The organism is Micromonospora sp. NPDC049171, from assembly GCF_040648275.1.
In the GTDB taxonomy this organism is placed as follows: Bacteria; Actinomycetota; Actinomycetes; order Mycobacteriales; family Micromonosporaceae; genus Micromonospora.
The window spans coordinates 220,620-244,240 of sequence record NZ_JBEZDJ010000002.1 but is presented as its reverse complement, the minus strand read 5'-3'; the positions used below and the strand labels follow the sequence as shown (position 1 = coordinate 244,240).

Sequence of the window (23,621 nt, the reverse complement as noted above, 5' to 3'; positions counted from 1 at the left end):
CGGCCACGGGCCGTTTGGTCGCGGCTGACGGGATACCGCTTCCAGGATTGCACGGATGCACGCGGTGGGGTCAGCGGTTGACCCGGTGATCGCTTCAGCCGGAGGCCCGACTGCGCCCCACGACGGTCGCCTCTACGCTCACAGTGCCAACCCGCCCCCGCACCACGCACCGCCCCCGGAGGTGCCCCATCGCCACGGTCGCCGGTACCGGCAGTTCGACGGCCCAAGCTCAGCAGTTCGCCGAGTCTTACGTCACCGAGGATCTCGTCCTGCGCACCGCCCGCAGCCTGGCCCTGGAGGTGGGCCTCGACGCGGTCACGCCCGGCGCGGGCGCGGCGTTACGACTGTTGGCCGCCGCCGGCAACGCCCGCGCGGTGGTGGAGATCGGCACCGGCACCGGGGTGAGTGGGGTCTGGTTGCTGCGCGGCATGCGCGCCGACGGCGTGCTCACCACCATCGACGTGGAGGTGGAGCATCAGCGGATCGCGCGGCGGATCTTCGCCGAGGCGGGCTTCGCGGCCGGCCGCACGCGGATCATCACCGGTCGGGCGCTCGACGTGCTGCCCCGGCTGGCCGACGGCGCGTACGACCTGGTCTTCGTGGACGCGGAGGCGACCGGCTTCCACGCCTGTGTGGAGGCCGCGCTGCGGCTGTTGCGCCCGGGCGGCGTGCTCGCGCTCAACGGCGTGCTGGCCAGCGGCCGGATCGGTGACCCGGCCGCCCGGGACGCGGAGACGGTGACGGTCCGCGAGACGATCAAAGCGGTCCGCGAGTCGGAACACTGGATCCCCGCGCTACTCCCGGTCGGTCACGGTGTGCTCGCCGCGGTGAAGTGCTGATCCAGGCCATCCCGCCGATCTGGCGGTTGCCGCGCGGGGAGCCGTGGCGCGCGGGGGGCCTAGACGCTGGCCAGCCAGCGCAGCAGCCACCGCACGCCCCAGCCGGTGGCGCCGCGGCTGACCTCGGCGGCGTCGCCGTCCGCCCAGGACGGGGCCGACATGTCCAGGTGCAGCCAGCGGTCCCGTAGTTCGCCGGTGAACTCGCGCAGGTAGAGGGCGGCCAGCACCGAGCCGGCGCCCTGTGCCGGCGCGCTGTAGAGATCGGCGATGTCGCTGCCCAGGTATTCGGCGTAGTCGTTGTGCAGCGGCATCCGCCACGCGGACTCGCCGGCCGCCTCGGTCGCGGCCAGCACGTCGGCGGCCAGTTGGTCGTTCTCGCTGTAGAGGGCGGCGGTGCGCTTGCCCAGGGCGACGGCGTTGGCACCGGTGAGGGTGGCCAGGTCGATCAGCAGGTCCGGTTTGAGCTGCTGCACCGCGTACGCCAGGGCGTCGGCGAGGACCAGACGGCCCTCGGCGTCGGAGTTCGTCGTCTCGCTCGTCGTGCCGCCGTAGTGCCGGATGACGTCGCCGGGGCGGAACGCCGAGCCGCTGACCATGTTCTCGGCGAGCGGGGCCAGCGTGGTGATCCGGACCGGCAACCGCAGCGCGGCGGCGCCGAGGGTGGCGGCGACGACCGCGGCGGCGCCGGCCATGTCCTTGCGCATCAGTTTCATCGCCGGCACCGGCTTGATCGAGATGCCGCCGGTGTCGAAGGTGATGCCCTTGCCGACCAGCACCACGTGCGTACGCGCGTTGGCGGGGTGCCAGTCCAGCTCGACCAGTCGGGGGCCGCTGGCCGAGCCACCGCCCACCGCGAGGATCCCGCCGAAGCCCTCGGCGACCAGCTCGGCCGGGCCGCGGACCCGCAGTCGCAGGTCCGGCAGGTCGGCGGCGGCGGACGTCACCTGGTCGGCGAACCACTGCGGGGTCTTCACCGACGAGGGGGTGTTGGTCAGGTCACGGGCGAGATGGGTCATCGCCGCGGTGGTCCGGGCGGTGGCGACGGTGGCCTCGAACGTGGCCGGGTCGGCGAGCAGCAGGTCGACGGCGCTGAGCGTCGGGGGGTCGCCCGCCTCGGTCAGCCGGTACCGGTACGGGGCGAGCAGCAGCCCCTCGGTCAGCCCCCGCACCGCGGCCGGAGTGACCTCGGCCGGCAGCGCGATAGTGATATGCGTCTCATCCGCGGCGGAGCGGGCCAGGGCCGCGCCTGCCGTCCGCCAGGCCGCCTCGCCACCGTCGCCGATGCCGAGCAGCAGGAGCCGGCCCGGGGTACGACCGGGGCGAAGCTGGGTGTGGATCTCGCCGGCTCGGCCGGTCAGTCGGGCCGCCGGCACCAGCGCGGCTGCCTCTCCGGCCGTGTCGTCCGGGGGCGTCGTGGCGGTCGACACGGGCTCGACCGAGGCACCTCCGTCCACCGCCGGATCGACGGGACGGACAGGCAGGACGAGGACGTCGAGCCGGTCGGGCTCGGCGGTCAGACGGATGGCGAGCACGCGGAACCGTACCTCCAGGAAAGTGTCGCGGAGCGGGACTGAGCCGCCTGCCCGCGCCGATGAAGACCCTGAGCCACCGGCGATACCGGTGGCTCAGGGTCCGAAGAACGCTCCGGGCGGCGCAAGCCGCCCGGACCACTCCTTACTCAGCCGGCCGCCGCCTTCAACGCGTCACCGAGCGCGTTGGCCTCGTCGGGAGTCATCTCGACGACGAGCCGGCCACCACCCTCCAGCGGGACCCGCATGACGATGCCCCGCCCCTCCTTGGTGACTTCCAGCGGACCGTCGCCCGTCCGCGGCTTCATCGCCGCCATGTTGTCTCCCCTCAGACCTACACCAGGGTCGGTGGGTTGCCCCACAGCCACTTCGTCACGACCACCCGCAACGGTCGCGGGGGTGTCGACAGACGATTTTCCCTGATGAACACCGCCGGACCCAAACCGGAGCAGCATTGATGTAACAGCATCTAGCTTATCTTGAGAAGGCCTGTCACAATGTGCGGTCATGCAGGCACGGTCGGCACTCTTCGACCTGTACGGCGACCACCTCCGACCCCGGGGTGGCCGCGCACCGGTTGCTGCCCTGGTCAAGCTGCTGGCGCCGCTGGGAATTGCACCGCCAGCCGTTCGCACCGCCGTGTCCCGGATGGTGCGCCAGGGCTGGCTCGAACCGCTGCGGTTGATCTCCGGACCGGGCTATTCGATCACACCGAAAGCCGCCCGGCGACTCGACGAGGCAGCGTCGCGGATCTACCGGACCGGCCGGGTCACCTGGGACGGTCGGTTCGATCTGCTGGTGTTGGAGGCCCCCGGCTCCCGACGGGACCGGCAGCGGCTCGCCGCCAACCTGAGTTTCCTCGGCTACGGCACGCTCGACGAGCAGACCTGGGTCGCGACCCGCCCCGCCGACGACGTCGACCTGATCCTCGCCGAGGCCGGCATCCGGTTCGAGCGGTTCACCGCCTCGCACTTCTCGGGCACCCCTGGCGCCATGGGTGTGGTCCGGCGCGCATGGAACCTGACCGAGATCGGCCGCGCCTACGAGCGGTTCGTCGCCGACCAGCGCCCACTCCTCTCCGCCGTCACCGTGCGCAGCAGCGACGAGGAGGCGTACGCGACCCGGTTCCGGCTCGTGCACGCCTGGCGTACGTTCCTCTTCCGGGACCCGCAGCTGCCCCCGGCGCTGCTGCCCGAACGCTGGCCCGGCACCGCCGCGGCCAGTTTCTTCGACCGGCACGCGGCCCGCCTGCGTCCGGCCGCGGACCGGTACGTCGAACAGTGCCTCGATGCCGGCAACCGCCTCGTCCGACAGAAGGGTCGTTAGACACGTGACCGAGCCGCTGCTGGTCGACCGGACCGACGCCGTCGTCACCCTCACGCTGAACCGGCCGAACGCGATGAACGCGCTCGACGTGGCGCTGAAGGAGGCGCTGCGGGACGCCCTGGCGGAGCTGGAGACCGACCGGTCCTGCCGGGCCGTCGTGCTGGCCGGGGCCGGCAGCTCGTTCAGCGCCGGTCAGGATCTGCGCGAACACGTGTCGACCCTGGAAAACTCCGCAAATGATCCGCTGGGCACCGTGCGGGCGCACTACAACCCGATCGCCGCTCGGCTCGCCAACCTGCCCAAGCCGGTGATCGCCGCGGTTCGTGGCATGGCCGCCGGCGCGGGCGCGTCGTTGGCGTTCCTCGCCGACATCCGCATCGGTGGCCCGACCACCAGCTTCCTGATGGCCTTCGCCAAGGTGGGCCTCGCCGCCGACACCGGCGCCTCCTGGACCCTGCCCCGGCTGGTCGGCCACGCCAAGGCGGTGGAACTGCTGCTGCTGGCGGAGCCCGTCCGCGCCGAGGAGGCCTGCCGGCTGGGCCTGCTCAACCGGCTGGTGGATGACGACGAGAAGGTGTTGCCGACCGCCCAGGAGCTGGCCGCTCGCCTCGCCGCCGGTCCGACCATCGCCTACGGGGCGATCAAGCGGCAGCTCTCCATCGCCGACGCCGGCACCCTCGCCGACGCCCTCGCGGCCGAGGCGCAGGCCCAGTCGATCTGCGGTGCCACCGCCGATCACCGGGCCGCCACGCTCGCCTTCGTCGCCAAGCAGAAACCGGTCTTCGAGGGACGCTGAACGCAATTCACACGCCGCCCTTACCGTCCTCGAACACCGGCCGCCTAACGTCGGCGTCCATGAGCGATCGTGAAGCGGTGGCGCACCTGCTGCGCCGGGCCACCTTCGGGCCGACCGCAGACGAGGTGGACGCCGCCGAGCGGGCCGGTCCGGCGGCCACCCTGGACAGCCTGCTCACCCCGACCCGCGCCGATCGTGGCGCGGCGGCCACTCCGCCGCCGGTGCTGGCCACCGACCCGTACGCCCAGCTGAGCGGCAAATCCACCCGCGAGCAGCGGCAGCAGGCCAACGCGGAGCGTCGCAAGCAGCTCCAGCAGATCACCGGCTGGTGGCTGGACCGGATGGTGGCCGCCGAGGACGGGCTGACCGAGAAGCTGCTCTTCTTCTGGCACGGGCACTGGGCGACGAGCGCGCAGAAGGTCAAGTCGGCCCGGGTGATGCAGGGCCAACTGGACACGCTGCGCCGGCACGGACGGGGGCCGCTGGCCCCCCTCGTCGCCGCGATGGTGCGCGACCCCGCCCTGATCATCTGGCTGGACGGGCAGAAGAACACCCGCAAGGCGCCGAACGAGAACCTGGCCCGCGAGCTGATGGAATTGTTCACCCTCGGCATCGGCACCTACTCCGAGGCGGACGTGAAGGCCGGCGCGCGTGCCCTGACGGGCTGGGTGGTCGACAGGCGTACCGGGGTGGCCCACTTCGAGGCCAAACGACACGACCCCGGCGCGAAGACCATCCTCGGCCAGAGCGGCCAGTTCGACGCCGAGTCGTACGCCGCTCTGCTGGCCGCCCAACCCGCGGCGGCGACCTTCGTGGCCGGCCGGCTCTGGTTCCGCTACGCCGGCACCGACGTCCCGGCACCGCAGGGCCTGGCCGGCGCGGACACCATCGCGACCCTGCGGGCGATCCTCTCGTCGCCGGCCTTCGCACAGACCCGGGGCACGCTCGTCAAGCAGCCGGTGGAGTGGCTGGTCGGCGCACTGCGGCAGTTGGGCATCCGACCCTCCGCCCTACCCGAGCAGCAACACAAACAACTACTGGCCGGCCTGAACGCGCTGGACCAGGTGCCGCTGCGACCGCCGAGCGTGGGCGGCTGGCCGGCCGGGGCCGCCTGGCTGACCACCTCGTCGCTGCAGGCCCGGCTGCGCACGGCCGGGATGCTCGCCGCCGCGGTGGCACCGGCGGTGCTGGCCCGGCTGACCGCCGCGCCCACCGCCGGTCGGCCGGACGCGCTGGCCCGGCTGCTGGTGGTCGACGGCTGGAGCGCGCGCACCCGCGCCGCCCTCACCCCGCTGGCCGGCGACCCCCGCAAGCTGCTGGCCGCCGGCCTGGTCAGCCCCGAATACACAGTCAGCTGAGCGGAGGAGTCGACATGGACACCCAGACCCGACGCAGGTTCCTGCTGACCAGCGGGGTGGTCGGCGCGGGCGCGCTGGCCGCCGGCGCCGGCGCGTACGGCCTGCGGGACCTGCTGGACACCAGCGGGGACCGTGATCCGCAGGCCCGCACGCTGGTGCTGGTGACCCTCTACGGCGGCAACGACGGGCTCAACACGGTCATCCCGTACGCCGATCCGGCCTACCGGGCGGCCCGCCCCGAGCTGGCGTACCCGGACGGCGAGGTGCTGCGGTTGGACGACGGCTTCGGCCTCAACCCGGCACTGGCCGGCCTGCACCGGCGCTGGTCCGACGGTGGGCTGGCGATCGTGCGCGGGGTCGGCTACCCGAAGCCGGACCGCAGCCACTTCCGGTCGATGGACATCTGGCACACCGCGCAGCCGGACCGGCCGAGCAACACCGGTTGGCTGGGTCGTTGGCTGGACTCCGCCGGTGGGGACCCCCGGCTGGCGGTCTCCTTCGAGCCGGCGCTGCCGCCACTGCTGGCCGGGGAGCGGAGCGCGGGCGCGGCCGTGCCGGTGGCCGACCGGAAGGCCGCCAAGGGGCTGCCCGCCGAGACGCTGGCCGCGCTCGCCGCCGCCGAGGCGGGTGAGTCGGCGGCCCGGGGCCGGGCCGCCGCCTGCTTCGCCGACCTGCGGTCGGTGGACGAGATGATCCGCCAGGTACGCGACTCCGTCGACCCGGACGCGGCGGACCCGGACGGCGAGCAGGCGCCCGCCACGGCGACCGGCGGGGCACGCACCCCACTCGACGCGCAGCTCGACCTGGTCGCCCAGTGCGTCGAGGCGGGAGTGTCCACCCGGGCCTTCTCGGTGTCGCTCGGCGGCTTCGACACGCACGCCGACGAGAAGCAGTTGCAGGCCGTCCTGCTGGGTCAGGTGGACCGGGCGTTGACCGGGTTCGCCGACCGGATGAGTCGCACCGAGGCGGGCCGCAAGGTGGTGGTGGCGGTCTACTCCGAGTTCGGCCGTCGCGTCCGGGCCAACGCCTCGGACGGCACCGACCACGGCACCGCCTCGGACGTGCTGCTGCTCGGTGCGGGTGTCCGGGGTGGCTGGCACGGTGCGCCGCCGAGCCTCACCGATCTCGACGACGGCGACCTGAAATACACCACCGACTTCCGGGATGTCTACGCCACGCTGCTGGAACGGGTGCTGGACACCGACCCGGGCCCGATCCTCGCCGACTGGCGGGGACGAGTGGACAAGCTCTTCTAGTCGTCCTCTTCCGGGTCCTGGTTGGCCTGCTCGCCCAGCACGAACGCCTGCATGGCCAGCTCGTCGCCGGACGGCGAGACGAAGGTGGGCAGCTCACGCGGGCCCAGCTCCTGCACGTACGACCAGAACAGTCGGACCGCCTCGGCCCGCGTGGCGGCCTCGATCGGCAGGTCGAGGCTGACCAGCCAGGTGCGCCGGGCCGGGGGTGGGCCGAGCTGGTCGGCCAGCGCCCGGAAGGCCGCCGGGTCCAGGGCGGTGACCGGCCCGTCGAGCGTCAGCAGGTCGGCCGGCACCGGTTCGTCGAAGGACCGCCGGGTGTACGCCACGACGACGGTCTCCGGCTCGACCGGCGACTGGGGGTCGTCCGGGTCGTCCCGGTGGCGCTGACCCGCCGTGCTGACCCGACCGAGCGCGACCAGCCGTGGTGGCGCGTCGACGAGCACCGCCACCCGGTCTCCCGGCCCCGGCCGGGCGATGCCGGCCAGGCCGGTCAGCTCCAACGTGTCGTGGTGCACGAGCCGCTCGGCCTCGTACCGCTCGGCGGGCAGCAGCACCGCCCAGGTGCCCACGCCGTCGGCACGGCCGGATCCACCGGCCCGGTACGCGGTCTCGGTCGTCATACCCGCCATCCCATCATGTCGCCGGTCAGCGGGTGACGTGACAGCCGACGATGTGATCGTCGACCATGCCGGTGGCCTGCATCAGCGCGTACGCGGTGGTCGGGCCGACGAACCGGAAGCCGCGCTTCTTGAGTGCCTTGGCCATCGCCGTCGACTCCGCGGTGATCGGCGCCAGCTCGGCGAATGAGGTGAGGCGGGCGGGCCGGGGCGCCGGGGCGAAGGACCAGAGCAGCGCGGACAGCCCTTCCGGCACCTCCAGGGCGGCGCGGGCATTGGCGATCGCCGCCTCGATCTTGGCCCGGTTGCGGACGATGCCGGCGTCGGCGAGCAGCCGGGTCACGTCGGCGTCGGAGTAGCCGGCGACCGTCGGAATGTGGAACTCGTCGAAGGCCAGCCGGAACGCCGGGCGCTTGCGCAGGATCGTCAGCCAGGACAACCCGGACTGGAACGCCTCAAGCGTCATCCGCTCGTACAGTGCGTCGTCGCCGTGCAGCGGCCGCCCCCACTCGGTGTCGTGGTAGACGGCGTAGTCGGGGGTGCTCGACCCCCAGGCGCAACGGGGCAGCCCGTCGGCACCGATCACCAGGTCAGTCACGTCGTACACGCTAGGGCATCGCTCCGACACCCCGTCGCCACCGCCGGGTTGGCAGGGTGCCGGTCGCGCTCAGGGCAGCCGGCCCTGCTCCACCAGACGGGCGAACCTCTTCAGCGCCTGGGTGAGGCCGAGCTTGGAGCCCGGCCAGAGCACCGGCCACGCCAGTCGACCGGCCCGGCCGCCCGGCAGGTGGAACCACTCGTGCCAGACGACCTGGGTGCGGTCCCGGCCCAACTGCGTGCAGCGCAGCACACCCGGGCCGCGCAGCAACTGGCCGTAGTGCACCACGCCGATCTCGTACGGCTCGTCGACGCGGGTCACCCGCATCTCGTCGCGCAGCACGGCCCGGCCGATCGCGGTCACGGCCTCGATCCGGCTGCCCTCGCGCCCGTCGCCCTCGACCACGCGGACGCGGGTGAACGGGATCCAGTCGGACTGACGCTCCCAGGCGAGCAGGGCGGCGAAGACCCGCTCGGCCGGGGCGTCGACGATCACGGTGGCGGTTACCTCACCAGCACCGGGGTGGGCGGCCTCACGAAGATCGTCCGCCCCGCCCGGCCCGGTCACGCCGACTCCGACCGAACCGTCGCGCCGTGTTGCCCGGTGCCGGCGGCGGGCGCGCCGTCGGTCTGCTCACGATCGGCCGGCTCGTCGCTCGGGGGAACGACGGCCACGCCGTCGGAATCCGCAGGTGACGAGGTGGCGGTGGGCAGCGGACCCGTGCCGGTCGCGCCGACCGGCGCAGCTCCGGAGCCCGCCTCGTCGGTCGACGAGACCGTCGCGACGTCGGACTCCGCGACGTCGGGCTGGGCCGCGTCGGGCTGGGCCGTGTCCGCGGACGCCGCCTTGCTGGCGGACTGTTCGCGGGCGTCACGCAGCACGTCCGCGTCGTCGGTGCGGCCCTCACGCAACGCGGCGACCTCCGCCTCCAGTACGCCGATCAGCTCCGACTTGTAGCCGATGTCGTAGGCGGCACGGCGCATCGCCTGATCGACCTGGGACATCCGGTACCCGCGCAGAGCGGTGTCGAAACGGACCGCGCCCACGTCGGACTCACGCAGTGGTCGAGTGCCGGGCAACGCCACGGCCTGCGAATCCGGCTCGGCGGGCACCAGACCGGGATCACGGCCGCTGACCAGCACCGTCACGCCGAATACGACCGCCGCGACCGTCAACGCCACGACCAGGAGGAGCAGAAGCTGACCCATGTACTGATCGTGGCACGGCAGCCGGCCGGTAGCGACCCCGCCACCCGTCCCGATCACGATCCGTACCGACGCCGCCCACGGTCGCGGCCCGGCTACCAGCTAGCGTCGGGGTCGGCCGACGCGGCGGCGACGGCGGACTCTCGGGAGGCGGGCATGGCCGGGGCGCTTCGGCTGGGCGGGCGCACGTTCGCCCCCGACGAGCTGGTGGTGATGGCGATCATCAACCGCACACCGGACTCGTTCTTCGACCGGGGGGCCACCTTCGCCGCCGACAGCGCTCTGCGTGCGGTGGAGCGGGCCGTGGCCGAGGGCGCGGCGATCATCGACATCGGCGGGGTCAAGGCGGGCCCCGGCGTGGAGGTGGACGTCGTCGAGGAGATCCGCCGCACGGTGGACACCATCGCCACCGTCCGGGCCGCGTTCCCCGAGGTGGTGATCTCGATCGACACCTGGCGCGCCGAGGTGGCGACGGAGGCCGTGGCGGCCGGCGCCGACCTGCTCAACGACACCTGGTCGGGTGCCGACCCGGCCCTGGCCCGGGTGGCCGCGCGGACCGGCGCGGGCCTGGTCTGCGCGCACGCCGGCGGCCTGGTCCCCCGGACCAGACCGCACCGCGCCGCCTTCACCGACGTGGTCGCCGACGTCGTCGCGACGGTGACCGGCCTCGCTGAGCGCGCGGTGGCGGCCGGGGTACGCCCCGACGGCATCCTCATCGACCCGGCGCACGACTTCGGCAAGAACACCCGGCACTCCCTGGAGATCACTCGCCGACTGGGCGAGCTGACCGGCACCGGCTGGCCGGTGCTGGTGGCGCTCTCCAACAAGGACTTCATCGGTGAGTCGCTGGACCTGCCGGTGCCCGAACGGCTGGAGGGGACGCTCGCCGCGACGGCGGTCTCGGCCTGGTTGGGCGCCCGGGTGTTCCGGGCCCACCAGGTCGGCCCGACCCGCCGGGTGCTGGACATGGTGGCCTCGATCCGGGGCGACCGCCCGCCGGCGGCGACCCGCCGCGGCCTGGCCTGACTGTCCGGTCGTCGCCGCACCCGACCGCCGACAGTCGGGCCGACCCGGCACGATCGCCGCAGGTCGGGGCGCTCAGGTCCAGCGGAGGATGTTCCGGCGCCAGGCGTAGAGGATGCCGAGCGCGAGCACCGCCACGAACACCGCCATCTCCACCACCGTCACCAGACCGAAGCCCGGCCGGTCGAAGACCACCGCCCACGGGAAGAGGAACACCGCCTCGACCGCGAACAGCACGTACAGGTACGCGTACACGTAGTAGCGGATCTGCATCTGTGCCCAGTCCGCGCCGACCGGGTCGAGCCCGCACTCGTAGCTGGCCCGCTTGCCGGGCGGGTCGGCCGGACGCGCGGGGCGTAACACCCGGTTGGCCGAGAACGCCGTAACAAAGAACAGAACGCTGGCGAGCAGCAAGAGACCGAGCGTCGCGTACGAGCCCAGGTATCCGGTCACAGTCGGGAGCCTACCGCCCGCCCGGAGTGGCCGTCCCAAACACGTTACGGATTTGTTTCCACACGGGACTAGTGCACCGGGGCAACTGTTACGGATATTGGACCCCCACCCATGTCACCGGAGGACAGATGGCCCGCCTGAAGGCATCGCCCGGTACGCGGGCGGTTGGGCCGCGCCCCACGTCCCTGCTGGCGGTCTCGCTCGCGCTCGGTCTGCTCGCGGCGCTCGCCGTTGGGCCGGCCTGGGCCAGCGCGGCGGCACCGGACGCGGTCCCGGTCGTGTTGTCGACCGACCCGGTCAACGAACCGGGGGGCGACCCCGGGGCCACCCCGACGCAGGACCCGCCGCCGACCGAGGAGCCGAGCGGGGACCCGGTGCCGACCAACCCGGCGCCGGAGACCACCGCGGCGCCACCGGAGACGACGCCGCCGGCGCCGGAGACCACCGCGCCGGAGGTGCCGCCGGCACCGAGCAACGCCGCGCCCGGGCCGGGCGGAGCACCCACACCGGTGCCCCCGGTGCCGCCGGCTCCCCCGGTCCCGTCGGTCCGCCCGCCGGCCCCGGGTCCGGAGGCACCGCCGCCGAACCCGCTCGGCGTGCAGGTCACCACCCAGGACGTCACCCTCACCGAGGCGTACTGGAACGCGGCCAGCTCGGCCGCCACCCTCCAGGTGACTGTCAACAACACCGGCACGACGGCACAACGCATCCGCCTCTCGTACACGCTGCCGGCCGGGCTGACCGACGCCGGGACGAAGGGCTGCGCCGCCGCCGGCGGCGGCGCGTACTCCTGTGGGGCCTGGACGACCGGAGCCGGCGCCCGGTTCAGCGCCCTGCTCCGACTGCGGGTCGACGGCACCGCGTGGCAGAGGATGCCTCTCGCCGGCTCCGTCCGGGTCGTCGCGGACGCGCCGGGCGTGCCCGGGGAAGCGGTCGACGACCAGGGTTTCGCGGTGCTCTTCCCGCCCGGCCCGCCGGTGCCCGGGATCACGCTGGCCGCCGACGAGGTCGCCTTCGACATCAGCGGCGCCGCCAGTGCCCTCGCGCTCCGGCTGGGCAACACCGGCACGGTGGACGCCGCCGGTCAGGTCGAGGTCGTCCTGCCGGCCGGGGTGACCGTCCCGGCCCCGCCGCCCGGCTGCGTGGCGGTCGACGAGACCAGGACCCGGTGCGACGCGGGCCCGGTGCCAGCGGGCGAGACCGTCGAGTTGCGGCTGCCGGTGGAGGCGACGCCGCAGGCCCAGCGGGAAGCGCCGTCGTCCGGTGCCCTGATCGGTCGACTCGACCCGCGCAGCGGCCCGACCCGGCAGGTGCAGATGAGCTTCCGGATCACCGCGGCGGCCGCGCTGGCCACACCGGTGGTCTCACCACCCGCGCCGACCGGCTCCCAGGGCGTACTCCCCGGGGGTGTCGCCGCCGGCGACGACGGGATGACCTCGGTGCAGCGCACCGCGGTCCTCCTGATCGTGGTGTCCGGCCTGCTGGTGGTGCTGGCTCTCACGCTGGCCACCACGGCGCTGCGCCGCCGGTTCTCCGGCTCCAGGCCCGAGCCCGCGCCCCACGCCGCCGACTGATCGACGGGCGACCCCGACCGCGCGTGCTCGGGGTCGCCGGGGTCGCCGAGTGGTGATCTGAATTACGGCGGGCGGTGCGTAAGACCGCAAACCAGGGCATTCCCTAGCCCAGGGTGGTCCCAGTCGGCGGACCTCCGGCAGTGGTTAGGGCCCCCTTAGACGTAGGCTCTCGGGTGAGGGTACGACAGCGGCCGGACTCGCCTGAGGCGGTGCGGTGAAACGTCGCGTCAAGGAGGTTCCGTGGCCGGGCAAGGCGAGGTCACCATCATGTTCAGCCGCCCGTGCGCCCGCGCGCAGCGAGGCGTGAGTGCGAGGAGTGAGCCGGTCTTGCCAGCCCCGCAGTCGCGAACGAAGGTGGCACAGTGACCAAGCAGATCCGTCAGCTCGACCGGGTCGTCATCCGGTTCGCCGGTGACTCCGGCGACGGCATGCAGTTGACCGGCGACCGGTTCACCTCGGAGACGGCGCAGCTCGGCAACGACATCTCCACGCTGCCCAACTTCCCCGCCGAGATCCGGGCTCCCGCCGGCACCCTGCCCGGTGTGTCGAGCTTCCAGGTGCACTTCGCCGACTACGACATCCTCACCCCGGGCGACGCGCCCAACGTGCTGGTGGCGATGAACCCGGCGGCCCTCAAGGCCAACCTGGCCGACCTACCGCGCGGCGCGGACATCATCGTCAACACCGACGAGTTCACCAGGCGCAACCTCGCCAAGGTCGGCTACCAGGCCAGCCCGTTGGACGACGACTCGCTGGCCGGTTACGTCGTGCACCCGGTGGCGCTGACCTCGATGACGGTCGGCGCGCTCGCCGACTACCAGGTGTCCAAGAAGGACGCCGAGCGGTCGAAGAACATGTTCGCCCTCGGCCTGCTCTCCTGGATGTACTCGCGACCGTACGAGTCGACGCTACGCTTCCTGGAGCGCAAGTTCGCGTCCCGCCCGGAGCTGGTCGCGGCGAACGTCGCCGCCTTCAAGGCCGGCTGGAACTTCGGCGAGACCACCGAGGACTTCGGGGTCCGCTACGAGGTCAAGCCGGCCAAGATGAAGCCGGGCACCTACCGCAACATCACCGGCAACGCGGCGCTCTCGCTGGGGCTGGTCGCCGCCGGGGTCCGCTCCGGGCTGCCGGTCTTCCTCGGCGCGTACCCGATCACTCCGGCGTCGGACATCCTGCACGAGCTGAGCAAGCACAAGCGCTTCGGCGTGCTCACCGTGCAGGCCGAAGACGAGATCGCCGCGGTCGGCGCGGCGCTTGGCGCGTCGTACGGCGGGTCGCTCGGCGTGACCACCACCAGCGGCCCGGGTGTGGCACTCAAGAGCGAGACGATCTCGCTGGCGGTGGCGCTGGAGCTGCCGCTGGTGATCGTGGACGTGCAGCGCGCCGGCCCGTCGACCGGCATGCCGACCAAGACCGAGCAGGCCGACCTCAACATGGCGCTCTACGGTCGGCACGGAGAGGCACCGGTCGCGGTGATCGCGCCCCGGTCACCATCGGACTGCTTCTTCGCGGCGTTGGAGGCGGCCCGGATCGCGCTGACCTACCGCACGCCGGTGATCCTGCTGTCCGACAACTACGTGGCCAACGGCTCGGAGCCGTGGCTGCTGCCCGACGTGGAGTCGCTGCCCGACCTGCGGGTCGAGTTCGCCACCGAGCCCAACGGCGACGACGGCACCACCTTCCTGCCCTACCTGCGCGACCCAGAGACCCTGGCCCGCCCGTGGGCGATCCCCGGCACCGCCGGGCTGGAGCACCGCATCGGCGGCCTGGAGAAGGCCGACAAGACCGGTGACATCTCCTACGACCCGGCCAACCACGACTTCATGGTGCGCACCCGCGCCGCCCGGATCGAGGCGATCGGAGTGCCGGACATCGAGGTGGAGGACCCGGACGGCGACGCCCGGGTGCTGGTCCTCGGCTGGGGCTCGACGTACGGGCCGATCGGCGCGGCCTGCCGTGGGGTGCGCCAGCGCGGCCTGTCCATCGCCCAGGCGCACCTGCGGCACCTGGCCCCGATGCCGGCCAACCTCGGTGCGGTGCTGCGCTCGTACGACAAGGTGGTCATCCCGGAGATGAACCTGGGCCAGCTCGCCCACGTCATCCGGGCCCGCTACCTGGTCGACGCGATCAGCTACAACCAGGTCCGTGGCCTGCCGTTCACGGCCGCCGAGCTGGAGACGACGCTGGAAGAGGTCCTGAAGAATGTCTGAGCCCGTCGCCCTCAAGCTCACCGCGAAGGACTTCAAGTCCGACCAGGAGGTGCGTTGGTGCCCCGGCTGTGGTGACTACGCCATCCTGGCGGCCATCCAGCAGTTCATGCCGGAGCTGAACATCCCGCGGGAGCGCACCGTCTTCGTCTCCGGGATCGGCTGCTCGTCCCGCTTCCCGTACTACATGAACACGTACGGGATGCACTCGATCCACGGCCGTGCCCCGGCGATCGCGACCGGCCTGTCGGTGTCCCGACCGGACCTGTCGGTCTGGGTGGTCACCGGTGACGGCGACGCGCTGTCCATCGGCGGCAACCACCTGATCCACGCGTTGCGGCGCAACGTCAACCTCAAGATCCTGCTGTTCAACAACCGGATCTACGGTCTGACCAAGGGTCAGTACTCGCCGACCTCCGAGGTCGGCAAGGTCACCAAGTCGACCCCGGCCGGCTCGGCGGACGCCCCGTTCAACCCGCTCTCGCTCGCCCTCGGCGCGGAGGCCAGCTTCGTCGGCCGAACCATCGACTCGGACCGCAAGCACCTGCAGTCGGTGCTGCGGGCCGCCGCCGAGCACGAGGGTTCGGCGTTCGTGGAGATCTACCAGAACTGCAACATCTTCAACGACGGGGCGTTCGAGCAGCTCAAGGACCCGTCCACCCGGGACGACTACCTGATCCGCCTGGAGCACGGCCAGCCGATCACCTTCGGCGCCGACGGGCAGTTCTGCGTGGTGCACCCGCCGGGTGGCTTCGGCCTGGAGGTCCGGGAGACCAGTTCGGTCCGCCCGGAGGAGATCGTCGTGCACGACGCGACGGTGACCGACCCGGCGTACGCCTTCGCGCTGTCCCGGTTGCCCGGCCTGGACCTGCGCAACACCCCGATCGGGGTGTTCCGCTCGGTGGACCGACCGTCCTACGACAGCGTGGTGCAGGGTCAGCTCGCGGCCGCCAGGGCGACGGTCACCGAGACCCCCGAGCAGCAGCTCGCCGGCCTGCTGGGCAGCGGCGACACCTGGACCATTCTCTGACCCGTCCGACCTGACGAGAGCGGCCGTCCCCGATCCGGGGGCGGCCGCTCTCGTTCGTACCGGTGCTGGCTCAGCGCTGGGCGGCGGCCGGCGTCCAGAGGTTGTCGATCTCCTTCTCGGTGGCCGCGAGGCTCGCCTCGTGCAGCGGGATCAGCTCGGCCATCGCCGGCACCGAGGGCGCCAGGGTCAGCTCGGTGCTGATGAAGCGCGGCTCCAGCCCGGTCATCGACAGGCCGTGCGGGAGCCACTGCTCGGCGTGGTCCCAGCCGTGCCGTGGGGTGCCCTCGCCGTAGCCGCCACCCCGGGTGGCCAGCACCACGAACTCGCGGCCGCCGAGCAGGCCCTCCTGCGTCGTCGGGTCGTAGGTGAGCCCGGCGACGATCAGGTGGTCGACCCAGGACTTGACGCTGCTGGGTGCGCCGTAGTTGTAGAGCGGCAGGCCGAGCAGCACCACGTCGGCCTGCTTCACCTCGTCGACCAGCCGCTCGCTGAGCTCCCAGGACTCGCGCTGTGCCGGGGTGTGCTGGTCCGCGGGCGTCATCCGGGCCAGGCCGCCCGCCGCGTCCAGGTGGGGCAGCGGATCCGCGCCCAGGTCCCGGTAGGTCACCGTGCCGTCCGGATGGGCCGCACGCCACGTGGCGACCGCGCGGGCGGTGAGCCGGCGGCTGACCGACCAGTCACCCCGAATGCTCGAGTCGATATGCAGCAAATGCATTATTCCTCCTCCAAGGATCGTCTGTGCAGCACCAACTATTTATAGCAGGCCGATGTTCCGTCGGGTCGGTAGACTGGGTCACATGTCCGCGCAGCCGCTCGACTCCGCAGAGCACCGCTCGGGCGCCCTCCTGGACCATCTGGCCCGACGGATGCGACTGCGGTCGGAGTCGGTGCTGGCACCGCTGGGGCTACGCCCCCGGCACCTGGTCGCGCTCACCGTGCTGCGCGCTGGCGGCGGCACCGGCCAACAGGCGCTCGCCACCATCCTGGAAATGGACAGCACCAACATCGTCGGGCTGCTCAACGACCTGGAGGCGGAGCAGCTGGTGGAGCGTCGGCGCTCCCCCGAGGATCGCCGCCGGCACGTCGTCGAGCTCACCGAAAACGGGGCGAAACGCCTCAACGAGGCCGAATGTGCCCTGGCCAGTGCCGAGGACGAGGTGCTGGGCGCTCTGGATCCCGCCGAGCGGGAGACGCTCTACAAGCTGCTGAGCCGGGCCTCCAGCGGCACGTCGGTCAGCTGCACCGAGGTGCTCAGCGGCACCGACGACACCTGCTGACCAGCCGCCACCACAGCCGCCCGACGATCAGGCGGTCGTCGCCGACTGCGGGCGGTCGTCGCGTACGTGCACCAGCATGTCGCCGGTCTCGATCACCGCGCCGGCCCGGTCGGCCAGGGTCACCACCTTGCCGCGGCGCACCAGAGCGATCACCAACGATTCCAGTTCGCGTGGTGAACGGCCCACCTCGTCCCGCTCCGCCGAGCGCATCGCCAACGCCATGCCCTGACCCGGAGTGAGCAGATCCTCCACCACGTCGATCAGCGGCGGGGCCGAGGTGGACAGGCCGAGCAGCCGGCCCGCGGTGGCCGACGAGACGATCACGTGATGCGCGCCACTCTGCTTGAGCAGGGGCGCGTTCTCCGCCTCGCGGGCCGCCGCGATGATCCGGACCTGCCCGGCGGTGAGCTGCCGTACGGTGAGCGCGACGAGCACCGACGCGTCGTCACTGTCGGTCGCGATGATCACGGCCTTGGCGTTCTTGACGTGCGCCTCGTTCAGCACCGACGAGCGGGTCGCCGAGCCCTCGATCGCCACCAGACCGGCGGAGGTGGCCTGCCGCAGGGCGGCCGCGCTGCGCTCCACCACCACGATCCGCGACCGGTCCAGACCATTCTCCAGCAGCGCGGAGACCGCGCTCCGCCCCTTCGTGCCGTAGCCGCAGATGATGACGTGGTCCTTCACGCTTCTCCTCCACCGCGACAGGCGACGGCCGGTCCGGTACTGCTCGGTCAGAACTTCCAGGGTGGTGCCGACCAGGATGATCAGGAAGATCACTCGGGCCGGAGTGATGAAGAGGACGTTGACCAGCCGGGCCGACGGCGCGGCCGGCGTGATGTCGCCGTAGCCGGTGGTGGAGAGCGACACGACCGCGTAGTAGAAGCAGTCGAGCAGGGTGAGGCCGTCCTCGTTGACATCGCGGTAGCCGTCCCGGCCCAGATAGACCGCGGCGACCACGGCGAAGACCAGGCCCAGGGCGGCGGCGAGCCGCAGGCTCAGCGCGCTCAGCGGGCCCCGGCGCTGCGCGGGAAAATGGATCACCGTCGAACCTGCCCCGCCACCGTCGCCTGCACGAGCACAACATAGCGGGTACGCCGTGCCCGGCACGTCCGGGTTGCGCAGCGGACCAGCGTCGTCGAGCGGCGCGGGCCCGGACGGGTCGGCCCGGACGGCCGGAGACGGGCATGATGAGGGTGTTCCCGACGACGACCGCGAAAGTGAGGCCGGCATGTCGTTGCTGCGACGAGTCATCGGCGGAGTGCTCCGCCGACTGCGCCAGAGCCAGGGCCGAACGCTGCGTGAGGTGGCCGCGTCCGCCGGTGTCTCCGTGCCCTACCTGTCCGAGGTCGAGCGCGGTCGCAAGGAGGCCTCCTCGGAGGTGCTCGCGGCGATCTGCCGGGCGCTCGGCATCCGCCTCTCCGACCTGTTGGAGGCGGCCCGCGACGACCTGCGCCGGGTGGAGCCTCGGGTCCCGGCCGGGCCACGGGCGCAACTCCCCCGGCTCAACCGCGCCGAGGCGGCTCGGCACGACACGGGCCAGCACGCCCTGCGGACGAGCCGGCCGGTCCTGCACCGGGCGCCCGGGGCGAGCGGCCCGACCCTCTGCGTCGGGGCGATGGCCTCCGCTGGTGGCTCGCGCTCCGGTCCGCGTACCGCCGCTCTGCGTGCCTGTGCGGGAGCCCGGGCGGGCGCGCGGCGGGTGATCGCCGCGTAGGCCGCGCGGGTTCTGCCGTCGGCGGATCTGCCGGCGGCAGAATCACTGGGCCAACGACCACTGTCGCCGCACGCTGGAGGGGCCGGTCCACCGGGCGGTCCCACCGCTCGCCGGCACGGTGGAAGGCGGCGACCCATGATCTCCCACGGCGTGCGGATGGTGGACGGCGCGCAGCCGTCCTTCGGCGACCAGGTGTTCGAGCGGCTGCTGCGGGAACGGATCGTCTTCCTCGGCACCGAGGTGACCGAGGAGTCGGCCAACCAGATCTGCGCGCAGATCCTGCTGCTCGCCGCGGAGGACGCCGACCGCGACATCTTCCTCTACATCAACTCGCCGGGCGGGTCGGTGAGCGCGGGGATGGCGGTCTACGACACGATGCGCTACGTCCGCAACGACGTGGCCACCCTGGCGCTCGGGTTCGCCGGCTCGATGGGGCAGTTCCTGCTCTGCGCGGGCGCGGCCGGCAAACGCTACGCGCTGCCGCACTCGCGGATCATGATGCACCAGCCGTCCGGTGGAATGGGCGGCACCGCCTCGGACATCAGGATCCAGGCGGAGAACATGCTGTACGTGAAGCGGACGATGCAGGAGCTGATCGCCCAACACAGTGGACGGACGCTTGAGGAAATCCAGCGGGACTGGGACCGGGACCGGTGGTACACCGCCGAACAGGCCCGGGACTACGGCCTCATCGACCAGGTGCTCAGCCGGGCCGAGCAGCTGCCGACAGCCTGATCCCCGCGACTGGACCCACCCTGACCTGCGGCGCCGCCACCACGGGCAAAACCGGGTAGCGGCCGCCCATTAGGGTCACGTCTATGCGCCGATTGATACCCACCCTTTCGATAGCCCTCGCCGTCGCCCTCGTTGGCGGCTGCGGCACCAACTCCGACAAGCCGGCGACGCCCGGTGGGTCGGCCGCCCCGGCGACGTCCAAAGCCGACCCCGTTGCCGCCGTCAAGCAGGGCATGGACCGCAGCCTCGCTGGCGCGCTCAGCATGCAGGCCTCGGTCAAGGCCGGCGCCCAGTCGATCACCCTTAGCGGAAAGATGGACCCGGCCGCCCGCGCGGTCCAGATCAGCGGTAAGGCTCCGGAGCCGATCGAGGTGCGGATGATCGGCGACGCCGCCTACCTCAAGTCGGACTCGCTCGAAGGCAAGAAGCCCTGGATGAAGATCGACCTCAGCAAGCTCAAGCCGAGCAGCACGCTGCGCCAGTCGTTCGACTTCAAGTCGCAGACCGGCCTCATCGGCGGCACCGTGTCCGCCCAGGAGACCGGCGAGGGCCGCTACACCGGCGTCGCCGATCTCAACAAGGCCGCCGCGGCGGCCAGCACCGAGGCCGGAATGAAGGACGGCATCGAGGCGTCCGCCAAGTTGGCGAAGGACCCGACGGCGATCCCGTTCGAGGCGACCCTCGACGCCGACGGGCGCATGACCATGCTCTCCTACACGATTGCCACGAAGTCGCTGGGTGACCTCGTCACCGAGATGCGGATGAGCGACTTCGGCAAGCCGGTCACTGTGGAAGCTCCGCCGGCCGGCGAGACCGAGGCGGCCTCCGCCGAGATGTACGCGTTCCTCTGACCGGCCGACACATCGTCGGCACAGGCGTGGGCTGCGGGTCTCCCGCAGCCCACGCTGCGTCCGACGCCCGACCCGAGCCCGCGTGGCACCCGCTGTGCCGCAGGTCACAGCGCTGCCGGTAACAGACCGCGGCACCGATCCGTCCCTGAGGCAGACAACCACAGGGAGGGCACATGTTCGCCGCTTACGTCACGGTCACGATTCTCGCCTCGGTCTTCACCGGCATCGCCGCCGTCACCTACCTGATCGGCCACGCCTATCCGAAGGCCCAGGCCGACATGAAGCGCCTGCCACACTCGTGGCTGCCCCGGCTGGGCCTGACGCTGGCGGCGGGCTCCCTGGGGCTGCTGGCCGGGTTCGCCGTACCGCTGCTGGGCACACTCGCCGCCGCCGGCCTCGTGCTGTACTTCGTGGGCGCGCTCATCGCCCACCTGCGGGTGGGTTCCCGCCACCTCGTGGGGTGGGCGGTCTTCTTCTTCACCACTGTGGCCGCGCTGACGGTGAACCTGGCCTACCACTGGTGAACCGTGCCGCCGGGCCGCCCGGGCCACGGTTCACCAGCGGTAGCCACTTTTTTGTGGGTACTTGTCGGCGCGTCGAGTGCGGGTGAGTCTGGTTGTGGGTGGTCGCAGGGCCGGGTCTACGGGGAGGCGGGCGACGGTGCGGGAGGTCCCTCGGCCACGGTGAGCTTCTCCAGGCGACGGTGGCCCCAGTCGGAAACGGGAGCCAACGCCTCGGCGAGATCCCGGCCGAACACGGTCAGGGAGTAGACGGTCTTCAGCGGCAGCACCTCGTGCACCTCCCGGTGCACCAGTCCGTCGGCCTCCATCTCGCGGAGCGCCTGAGTCAACACCTTCTCGGTGAGGCCCGGCAGTTGCCGGCGCAGCTCGCCGGGACGGTGCGGACCGGATTCCAGCAGCCAGAGCAGAGACGTCTTCCACTTGCCGTCGATCACGGCGATCGCGGCGGTCACTCCGCAAACGTTGAGGTCCTGCGCACGACTGCGCGTCATCTTCGCTGTCTTCCTACACCTCTGGGAGTTGAAGCATGCCCTCGTACTCCGAAAAGTCTGTCACGGTGCTCGGCCTGGGGCCGATGGGGCGGGCCCTGGCCGGCGCGTTCCTGGACGCCGGCCTGCCGACCACGGTCTGGAACCGGACCCCGGGCCGAGGTCGCGACCTGGTCGAGCGAGGCGCCACCGCCGCCCGATCGGCCGAGGAGGCGGTCGCCGCGAGTGGGCTGACCGTGGTCTGCGTGGTCAACTACGACGCGTCGGACGCCATCCTGAGACGCGACGCGGTCACCGCCGCGCTCCAGGGACGCACGGTGGCGAACCTGACCGCGGACACTCCCGACCGGGCCCGGGACACCGCGCAGTGGGCGGCCGGGCACGACATCGGGTACCTGGACGGCGCCATCATGACGCCGACCACCACCATCGGAACGCCGGCCGGCGTGTTCATCCACAGTGGCCCGACAGCGCTCTACCAGGAGCACCGGCCGGTGCTGGACGCGCTGGACGGCACCCATACCCACCTCGGCGAGGACATCGGCCGGGCCGCGGCGTACGACGTCGCGTTGCTCGACATCTTCTGGACCGCGATGGCGGGCTACGCGCACGCGCTGGCGGTGGCCCGGGCGGAGGGTGTGACCGCGCGGGAGTTGGCACCGTTCGCCATGGGCATCGGCGCGATCCTTCCGCCCATCTTCGAGCAGACCGCCGAGGAGGTGGAGAGCGGCAGCTTCTCCGGCGAGGACAACCCGATCACCTCCGCCGTCTCGTCCATGGCCCACATCGTCCACACCTCCGAGGCGCACGGCATCGACGCGGGCGTGATGCGTGCGGCCGAGGGCATGGCCCGCCGCGCGATCGGGCTGGGCCACGGCACCGACGGCTTCATCCGGGTCGCCGAGGTGCTGGGGCGGCGCTGAGGGTCGGCCACCATCCCGCGGTGGGCCTCCCTGGTGGGCGGCTGCAATCCCTAGACTCGCCGGATGGGTGTCGATGTCGAGCTGATCCGAATCGAGCAGCAGGGCACCAGCCCGCGCAGACGTCACGAGTCGCAGGTAGCGGCGATCGGCGACGTGGACTTTCACCTCGCCGCGGTGCTGGAGCGGGTCCAGCGTCAGGGGAGGACGCCGATGCTGGACCGGATCGACCCCTACGGCCTGCTGGAACTCACGTCGGTGGAGATGCCGCAGTTCCTCAGTGAGCTGGGTGTCCTTGTCGAGTCGGAGGGTGCGGGTGAGGAGAAGATCCTCGATGCCGTACGACGCCTGGCCGAGAGGTGTCGGGACAGTGCGACTCTGTGCCTGCGCTTCGTCGGTGACTAGATCATCGGCATTGTTTCGCCGCGCCGGCTTAGGGGTGGGCAGCGGGCGGAGTGCGTACGACGGCCTCCGACTCTTCGACGTCTCGTAGCTTTCGGCAATGCCCTTGGTGCGGCTGACCGGCGCCACACGGCTTTCCGCCCACGGACCTCTCGGGCCGGAGGCAGCTTCGCGTGGCGTCGGCATTCCGCGGCGCCCGAGTCCCCGCAGCCGACCAACCGCCCTCGTTCGTTCCGCTGCGCTGATCGGGTACAACTTCCGACAGTGCCGACACCGGATCTTCGGTACCGTCCGCCTCGTGAACCCTGCTTCGAGTCGCGCGTCCAAGAATCGCACGCTCGGAAACGTGGTCCTTGGCTCCGGCCTCCTGGTCTCGGCCATCACCCTGTCGACCGACACCGTGGCCACCGAGCCGCACATCCTCGCGGGCCTCCTCGTAGCCACCGGGATCGGGCTACGCGTCGAAGCAGCGATCATCGAATCCCGGTCATGACGACAGGCCCAGATCCTGGTACGCGCGAACAAGCTTTCGCCTCAGCGGCGGCCCACTGAGCCTTCACGGTCCGGTGCCGTGGGCGACCACTCCGGGCGGCGGGGGGCGCCAGTCGACCGGTTCGGCGTTGACGTCGACGGGCAGCTGTTCCGCAGCGACCGGGCAACGCCGTGGTGGTGTCGCCGACGTACCCCCGGGCCTGGGAGGAGGTGCGGACGCTGAGCCTGACCCGGACCGGGAGGCGTCTGCCCTGGTTGGGGCGGCCTTACGGTCTGCCAGACCTCACGTCGGTGGAGATGCCTCAGTTCCTCGGTGAGCTGAGTGTCCTTGTCGAACAGGCGGAGGGTGCGGGTGTGAAGGGTTGCGCCGTCGGTGCGGGATGGAGCGCCAGATATTCAGCGATCGTGAG

Annotated in this window: 27 protein-coding genes; 17 read left to right on the top strand and 10 right to left on the bottom strand. The window is 72.0% G+C overall.

Annotated elements, in window-relative coordinates; genetic code table 11:
* Window positions 1-188: 188 nt before the first annotated feature.
* Entirely contained in the window at window positions 189-839 is a 651-nt protein-coding gene (locus AB0B14_RS03870; RefSeq protein ID WP_357075974.1) for an O-methyltransferase, read from the top strand.
* A gap of 59 nt (window positions 840-898) precedes the next feature.
* On the opposite strand, the gene AB0B14_RS03865 is transcribed toward AB0B14_RS03870, so the two are convergent.
* On the bottom strand, window positions 899-2,371 hold the full coding sequence (locus AB0B14_RS03865) for a leucyl aminopeptidase family protein (RefSeq protein WP_357521136.1): 1,473 nt from the start codon (window positions 2,369-2,371) through the stop codon (window positions 899-901).
* Between the two features lie 146 nt (window positions 2,372-2,517).
* A complete protein-coding gene (locus AB0B14_RS03860; RefSeq protein WP_007455245.1) occupies window positions 2,518-2,685 on the bottom strand; it encodes a DUF3117 domain-containing protein in 168 nt (55 codons plus the stop codon).
* A 190-nt stretch (window positions 2,686-2,875) separates the two neighbouring features.
* On the opposite strand from AB0B14_RS03860, the gene AB0B14_RS03855 reads away from it, so the two are divergent.
* From AB0B14_RS03855 to AB0B14_RS03840, 4 genes are read left to right on the top strand one after another with little or no spacing between them, the layout of a single operon-like run.
* A complete protein-coding gene (locus AB0B14_RS03855) occupies window positions 2,876-3,694 on the top strand; it encodes a PaaX family transcriptional regulator C-terminal domain-containing protein (protein WP_357075855.1) in 819 nt (272 codons plus the stop codon).
* Window positions 3,695-3,698: 4 nt separating this feature from the next.
* The gene (locus tag AB0B14_RS03850; RefSeq protein WP_357521134.1) at window positions 3,699-4,490 is read left to right on the top strand and encodes an enoyl-CoA hydratase-related protein; all 792 of its coding nucleotides are present in this window, start codon (window positions 3,699-3,701) and stop codon (window positions 4,488-4,490) included.
* 59 nt (window positions 4,491-4,549) lie between these two features.
* Complete coding sequence (locus tag AB0B14_RS03845; RefSeq protein ID WP_357521132.1) at window positions 4,550-5,848, top strand: DUF1800 domain-containing protein; 1,299 nt, start codon at window positions 4,550-4,552, stop codon at window positions 5,846-5,848.
* A gap of 14 nt (window positions 5,849-5,862) precedes the next feature.
* Complete coding sequence (locus AB0B14_RS03840; protein ID WP_357521130.1) at window positions 5,863-7,104, top strand: DUF1501 domain-containing protein; 1,242 nt, start codon at window positions 5,863-5,865, stop codon at window positions 7,102-7,104.
* Here the strand turns inward: AB0B14_RS03840 and AB0B14_RS03835 are convergent.
* The 4 genes from AB0B14_RS03835 to AB0B14_RS03820 form a co-directional block, all read right to left on the bottom strand.
* A complete protein-coding gene (locus AB0B14_RS03835; protein ID WP_357075867.1) occupies window positions 7,101-7,724 on the bottom strand; it encodes a hypothetical protein in 624 nt (207 codons plus the stop codon). The two genes, AB0B14_RS03840 and AB0B14_RS03835, sit on opposite strands and share 4 nt — an antisense overlap.
* A 25-nt stretch (window positions 7,725-7,749) precedes the next feature.
* Window positions 7,750-8,319 (bottom strand): DNA-3-methyladenine glycosylase I, encoded by a 570-nt coding sequence (locus tag AB0B14_RS03830; RefSeq protein WP_357075870.1) that lies wholly within the window; start codon window positions 8,317-8,319, stop codon window positions 7,750-7,752.
* A gap of 69 nt (window positions 8,320-8,388) precedes the next feature.
* Entirely contained in the window at window positions 8,389-8,886 is a 498-nt protein-coding gene (locus AB0B14_RS03825) for an SRPBCC family protein (protein ID WP_357075872.1), read from the bottom strand.
* Window positions 8,883-9,527: a DivIVA domain-containing protein gene (locus AB0B14_RS03820; RefSeq protein WP_357521127.1), complete on the bottom strand. Its 645-nt coding sequence runs from the start codon at window positions 9,525-9,527 to the stop codon at window positions 8,883-8,885. Before AB0B14_RS03820 ends, AB0B14_RS03825 begins: the two co-directional genes overlap by 4 nt.
* A 153-nt stretch (window positions 9,528-9,680) precedes the next feature.
* Here AB0B14_RS03820 and folP point away from each other — a divergent pair, with 153 nt between their 5' ends.
* A complete protein-coding gene (folP, locus tag AB0B14_RS03815; protein WP_357075878.1) occupies window positions 9,681-10,550 on the top strand; it encodes a dihydropteroate synthase in 870 nt (289 codons plus the stop codon).
* Window positions 10,551-10,622: 72 nt separating this feature from the next.
* Here folP and ndhC read toward each other — a convergent pair whose 3' ends face one another.
* Window positions 10,623-11,000: an NADH-quinone oxidoreductase subunit A gene (ndhC, locus tag AB0B14_RS03810; RefSeq protein ID WP_088986508.1), complete on the bottom strand. Its 378-nt coding sequence runs from the start codon at window positions 10,998-11,000 to the stop codon at window positions 10,623-10,625.
* 128 nt (window positions 11,001-11,128) lie between these two features.
* On the opposite strand from ndhC, the gene AB0B14_RS03805 reads away from it, so the two are divergent.
* The 3 genes from AB0B14_RS03805 to AB0B14_RS03795 all read left to right on the top strand — a co-directional run bounded on the left by AB0B14_RS03805 (window position 11,129) and on the right by AB0B14_RS03795 (window position 15,811).
* Window positions 11,129-12,574 (top strand): hypothetical protein, encoded by a 1,446-nt coding sequence (locus AB0B14_RS03805; protein WP_357521125.1) that lies wholly within the window; start codon window positions 11,129-11,131, stop codon window positions 12,572-12,574.
* Window positions 12,575-12,936: 362 nt separating this feature from the next.
* Complete coding sequence (locus AB0B14_RS03800; protein ID WP_357521123.1) at window positions 12,937-14,784, top strand: 2-oxoacid:acceptor oxidoreductase subunit alpha; 1,848 nt, start codon at window positions 12,937-12,939, stop codon at window positions 14,782-14,784.
* A complete protein-coding gene (locus tag AB0B14_RS03795; RefSeq protein ID WP_357521121.1) occupies window positions 14,777-15,811 on the top strand; it encodes a 2-oxoacid:ferredoxin oxidoreductase subunit beta in 1,035 nt (344 codons plus the stop codon). Before AB0B14_RS03800 ends, AB0B14_RS03795 begins: the two co-directional genes overlap by 8 nt.
* A 70-nt stretch (window positions 15,812-15,881) precedes the next feature.
* Here the strand turns inward: AB0B14_RS03795 and AB0B14_RS03790 are convergent, their stop codons facing one another.
* On the bottom strand, window positions 15,882-16,526 hold the full coding sequence (locus AB0B14_RS03790; protein WP_357075891.1) for an NAD(P)H-dependent oxidoreductase: 645 nt from the start codon (window positions 16,524-16,526) through the stop codon (window positions 15,882-15,884).
* An 82-nt stretch (window positions 16,527-16,608) separates the two neighbouring features.
* Here AB0B14_RS03790 and AB0B14_RS03785 point away from each other — a divergent pair, with 82 nt between their 5' ends.
* A complete protein-coding gene (locus AB0B14_RS03785) occupies window positions 16,609-17,088 on the top strand; it encodes a MarR family winged helix-turn-helix transcriptional regulator (RefSeq protein WP_357075894.1) in 480 nt (159 codons plus the stop codon).
* 27 nt (window positions 17,089-17,115) lie between these two features.
* Here AB0B14_RS03785 and AB0B14_RS03780 read toward each other — a convergent pair whose 3' ends face one another.
* Window positions 17,116-18,129, bottom strand: a complete 1,014-nt coding sequence (locus AB0B14_RS03780) for a potassium channel family protein (RefSeq protein ID WP_357075897.1) — start codon at window positions 18,127-18,129, stop codon at window positions 17,116-17,118.
* 187 nt (window positions 18,130-18,316) lie between these two features.
* Here AB0B14_RS03780 and AB0B14_RS03775 point away from each other — a divergent pair, with 187 nt between their 5' ends.
* The 4 genes from AB0B14_RS03775 to AB0B14_RS03760 all read left to right on the top strand — a co-directional run bounded on the left by AB0B14_RS03775 (window position 18,317) and on the right by AB0B14_RS03760 (window position 20,912).
* The gene (locus tag AB0B14_RS03775; protein ID WP_357521119.1) at window positions 18,317-18,802 is read left to right on the top strand and encodes a helix-turn-helix transcriptional regulator; all 486 of its coding nucleotides are present in this window, start codon (window positions 18,317-18,319) and stop codon (window positions 18,800-18,802) included.
* A gap of 135 nt (window positions 18,803-18,937) precedes the next feature.
* Window positions 18,938-19,537, top strand: coding sequence for an ATP-dependent Clp protease proteolytic subunit (locus AB0B14_RS03770; RefSeq protein WP_357521117.1), 600 nt, complete (start codon window positions 18,938-18,940; stop codon window positions 19,535-19,537).
* An 83-nt stretch (window positions 19,538-19,620) separates the two neighbouring features.
* A complete protein-coding gene (locus AB0B14_RS03765; RefSeq protein WP_357075906.1) occupies window positions 19,621-20,388 on the top strand; it encodes a hypothetical protein in 768 nt (255 codons plus the stop codon).
* Window positions 20,389-20,561: 173 nt separating this feature from the next.
* Entirely contained in the window at window positions 20,562-20,912 is a 351-nt protein-coding gene (locus AB0B14_RS03760; protein WP_357075909.1) for a DoxX family protein, read from the top strand.
* A gap of 116 nt (window positions 20,913-21,028) precedes the next feature.
* On the opposite strand, the gene AB0B14_RS03755 is transcribed toward AB0B14_RS03760, so the two are convergent.
* A complete protein-coding gene (locus tag AB0B14_RS03755; RefSeq protein ID WP_357521115.1) occupies window positions 21,029-21,400 on the bottom strand; it encodes a helix-turn-helix domain-containing protein in 372 nt (123 codons plus the stop codon).
* 35 nt (window positions 21,401-21,435) lie between these two features.
* Between AB0B14_RS03755 and AB0B14_RS03750 the strand changes: the two genes are divergently transcribed.
* The 3 genes from AB0B14_RS03750 to AB0B14_RS03740 all read left to right on the top strand — a co-directional run bounded on the left by AB0B14_RS03750 (window position 21,436) and on the right by AB0B14_RS03740 (window position 23,212).
* Window positions 21,436-22,320: an NAD(P)-binding domain-containing protein gene (locus AB0B14_RS03750; protein ID WP_357521113.1), complete on the top strand. Its 885-nt coding sequence runs from the start codon at window positions 21,436-21,438 to the stop codon at window positions 22,318-22,320.
* A 63-nt stretch (window positions 22,321-22,383) separates the two neighbouring features.
* Complete coding sequence (locus AB0B14_RS03745) at window positions 22,384-22,722, top strand: hypothetical protein (RefSeq protein WP_357521111.1); 339 nt, start codon at window positions 22,384-22,386, stop codon at window positions 22,720-22,722.
* Window positions 22,723-23,065: 343 nt separating this feature from the next.
* On the top strand, window positions 23,066-23,212 hold the full coding sequence (locus tag AB0B14_RS03740) for a hypothetical protein (RefSeq protein WP_357521109.1): 147 nt from the start codon (window positions 23,066-23,068) through the stop codon (window positions 23,210-23,212).
* Window positions 23,213-23,621 lie beyond the last annotated feature (409 nt).